Genomic DNA, 3487 nt, shown 5'->3' on the forward strand with positions numbered 1-3487 from the left:
GGGGCCGGAGCGGGACGGCGCCCCCCGGGTGGTCTCAGGCCGGTGCGGCGGCGGGTTCCGGAGCGTCCGCACGGGTCTCCGGCCGGGTCGGCGCCCAGGTCCCGGGGAGCGCGGCGGCGGGGATGCCGGTGCGTGCCTCGTCGGCGGAGGCACGACCGTCCCCGGTGGCCGGGGCGTCGGCCCGGGTGTCGGGCACGGAGGCGAGGTACCCGCTGGGCAGCGGGGTCCCCTCCTCCTGGCCGCCACGGATCGCCGCGGCGGCGGTGGAGAGTTCGGCGGGCCGGGAGGCGAACCAGTCGGCCGTCCTGCGCAGCCCCTCGTCGATGTCCACCTCGGGCGTCCAGCCGAGCGTGTCCTGGGCGCGGGTGATCACCGGGCGCCGGCGGACCGGGTCGTCGACCGGCAGCGGGTGGTACTGGATCTGCGACGGCGAGCCGGTGAGCTCCAGGACCCGCTCGGCCAGCTCGGTGACCGTCCGTTCGACCGGGTTGCCCAGGTTGAACGGACCGGGCTCGGCCGAGTCGATGAGGGCGACGAGACCGCGGACCAGGTCGTCGACGTAGCAGAAACTGCGGGTCTGCTTTCCGTCGCCGTAAATGGTCAGGGGCTCGCCCGTGAGGGCCTGGGTGATGAAGCTGGACACCACGCGTCCGTCGTGCGGCCGCATGCGCGGGCCATAGGTGTTGAAGATGCGGGCGATGCCGACGTCGACGCCGTGGGTGCGGCGGTAGGCGACGGAGATCGCCTCGGCGAACCGTTTCGCCTCGTCGTAGACACTGCGCGGCCCGACCGAATTGACGTTGCCCCAGTAGTCCTCGTCCTGCGGGTGGACCAGGGGGTCGCCGTAGATCTCGCTGGTCGACGCGAGAATGAATCGGGCGCCGTTCCGCAGCGCGAGACGGAGGGCGTTCTCCGTGCCCCTGCTGCCGACGGCGAGGGTCTCCAGCGGCTGTCGCAGGTAGTCGGGCGGCGACGCGGGGCTTGCCAGGTGGGCGACGGCGTCGACGGCGCCGGGGACCTCCACGGCGACACTGACGTCGGCGCGAATGAATTCGAATGCCGGATTGGTGAGCAGGTGTTCGATGTTTCTGGGGTCGCCCGTCGAGAAGTTGTCCAGACAGACCACGGAATCCCCACGTCTCAGCAGGGCTTCGCACAGATGGGACCCGAGAAAGCCACTGCCACCGGTGACCGCAACGCGCATGCGATTCTCCAGGAATCGGGAACGGAAAAGCCTCGCGCCTATTCCGATGCGGCCGGTGAACGCGGCGGACGGAAGCGGGAAGGCTCACGGGAAAACGCATGGCAAGCATATGGAAATAGGTGGGATTTTCCGTGGATCGCAATTCGGGGCTACGCCGATCGGACCCCGGTGCCGAGCGCCCGTCCGGCCTTCGCCCCGGCGGCACCGCCTCCGCACGCCGATCGGCGCGGAGGTGCGCCTCACTCGCCCGTGTGACTCTCGGCCGCGCGTGCCAGGTTCGGACGGAGCGTTCGAGACCGCCGGGCCGCAAGAATGTGCGAGGGGACCGATGAGTCGCGCGGCCGGGTCCGGTCTCCTTCACAGCGGGCCGACACGGTACGGCCCGCCCACCGAACCGGATCCCGGGCCGGCCCACCGGCCCGGCCCAGCCGAACGAGAGGTGCCGGACATGTCCGAGGCCGTCAAGGGTCCCGCCAGCTACTTCCCCTCCATCGAGAAGAAGTACGGCCGTCCGATCGCGGAATGGAAGGACCTCATCCGCACCTCCCCGCTGACCAGGCACATGGAGCTCGTCTCCTGGCTGAAGACCGAGCACGGCCTGGGCCACGGTCACGCCAACGCGCTCGTCGCCCACACCCTCGCCGAGAAGAGCGCGGGCTGACCGCGCCACCCCCGGAAGGGGCGCGGGGGCTGAAGCCTCCACGACGCGGAGGGGGAGCGGGCACCCGGCCCGCTCCCCCTCCTCCCCCGTACCGCGGCCGGCGGGCCGCGGATCCTCAGGCCGCCAGCGCGTGCTCCGCGCGGCGGGCGACCCGTGACGCGAGGGCGAGCGTCCCGCCCGCGGCCAGCACCCCGCCCACCAGCGCCGTCCACCACAGGGGCGCCGGCCCGAGCGTCGTGTAGAGCGCCACGCCGAGGGTGAGCGCGCAGAAGCGGGCCACGCCCCAGGTCCAGCCGAAGGCGCCCTGGTAGCGGCCCCGGGCGTGGGCGGGCGCGAGATCGGCGACGACCGCGGCGGCGATGCCCGCCACGCAGACCTCGCCCAGCGACCAGACGACCACGGAGACCGTGTAGCCGACGACGCCGTCCGCGACCCCGGTCAGCGCCACGCCCACCGCGATCAGGACGCTGCCCGCGCACTGCACCCGCAGCCGCGGCAGACCGGCCAGCCGGGCCGTCGCGAGCGGCTGCAGGAGGACCACCAGGAGGGCGTTGACCGCCGCCATCGCGCCGTACACCGCGGGGGACAGCCCGCTGTCGTGGATGGCGAGCGGCAGGGCGACCTCCGTCAGGGAGTACACGAAGAGCTGGACGCCGAAGAGGGGCAGCAGCACGAGTGCGAGCCGGTCCCGGAGGACGACGCCGTAGCCGATGCCGCCGTCCGCACCCGTCTCCTTCACGCGGGGCGGCTCGCCGAGCCGGGTCGCGACCACGACGGCGTACGCGACCATCGTGCCCGCGTCGACCGCGAAGAGCAGCCAGTACCCCCGCGCCGCGAGGAAGCCGCCGAGGACGCCCGCCACCGCGGTGCCGATGTTGATGCCCCAGCCGAGCAGGGCGTAGGCACGCTGCCGGTGCTCCGCCCCCACGGTGTCGGCCATCAGCGCGTACGCGGCGGGCGAGACCATCATCCCGGTCGCGCTGATCAGCAGCGCCGCGGCGGCCATCGTCCACACGCCCGGCGCGGCGAACAGCGCGCCCTGCGCCGCGGCCGAGCCGAGCAGACCGACCAGCATCGTGGGACGGCGGCCGACGCGGTCGGCGAGCACCCCGCCGAGCGCCGGTCCGATCAGGTTGCCGGCGCCCAGCGCGCCGAGGACGTACGCGGTCTCGGCGCCCGTGATCCCTCGCGCGGCCAGGAAGAACACCAGGAAGGGCGTGACCATGAAGCCCAGCCGGTTGACGACGGTGCCGGCGAACACGGTCCAGACGGTGCGCGGGAGCCCGCGGAAGGTGGAGAGCATGCGAGGAGCGTGCTCCCCACCCGCCACAGGTCTCCACTGATTAAGCTCAGACCGAATCCATCGACGACATGACGGGGCGACGACGTATGGAGTCCGGACTCAGCTTCTCCGCCGCCGACCTGGCGCAGACCCGCTTCGCGGTCTCCCCCATGTGGGAGGTCGTGACCAGCTTCCGCCTGCTGCGCGGCGACAACGCCGGCGCTCTGCAGCGGCGTTGGACCGCACAGGTCCGGCCCCGGATCGCCGCCGCCGGACTCGACCGCGGCTGGCTCGCCGACCTGGTCCCGGACCACGGCTACCTCGCGGACTTCCTCAACCC

3 protein-coding genes and 1 pseudogene are annotated in these 3487 nt (G+C 73.0%); 2 read left to right on the plus strand and 2 right to left on the minus strand.

The window, feature by feature from the left end; translation table 11 throughout:
* Positions 1 to 34: 34 nt before the first annotated feature.
* Positions 35 to 1204 carry a UDP-glucuronic acid decarboxylase family protein gene (locus tag EAO71_RS35785; protein ID WP_147981979.1) on the minus strand — a complete coding sequence of 390 codons (1170 nt, stop codon included), beginning with the start codon at positions 1202 to 1204 and terminating at the stop codon, positions 35 to 37.
* A gap of 448 nt (positions 1205 to 1652) precedes the next feature.
* Here EAO71_RS35785 and EAO71_RS35790 point away from each other — a divergent pair, with 448 nt between their 5' ends.
* Entirely contained in the window at positions 1653 to 1865 is a 213-nt protein-coding gene (locus EAO71_RS35790) for a DUF4287 domain-containing protein (protein WP_147981980.1), read from the plus strand.
* A 115-nt stretch (positions 1866 to 1980) separates the two neighbouring features.
* On the opposite strand, the gene EAO71_RS35795 is transcribed toward EAO71_RS35790, so the two are convergent.
* Complete coding sequence (locus EAO71_RS35795) at positions 1981 to 3168, minus strand: MFS transporter (protein ID WP_147981981.1); 1188 nt, start codon at positions 3166 to 3168, stop codon at positions 1981 to 1983.
* Positions 3169 to 3236: 68 nt separating this feature from the next.
* Here EAO71_RS35795 and EAO71_RS35800 point away from each other — a divergent pair.
* Positions 3237 to 3487, plus strand: a pseudogene (locus tag EAO71_RS35800) (transcriptional regulator); the annotation flags it as partial.

It is taken from the genome of Streptomyces sp. MS191 (assembly GCF_008042125.1).
Taxonomy (GTDB): Bacteria; Actinomycetota; Actinomycetes; order Streptomycetales; family Streptomycetaceae; genus Streptomyces.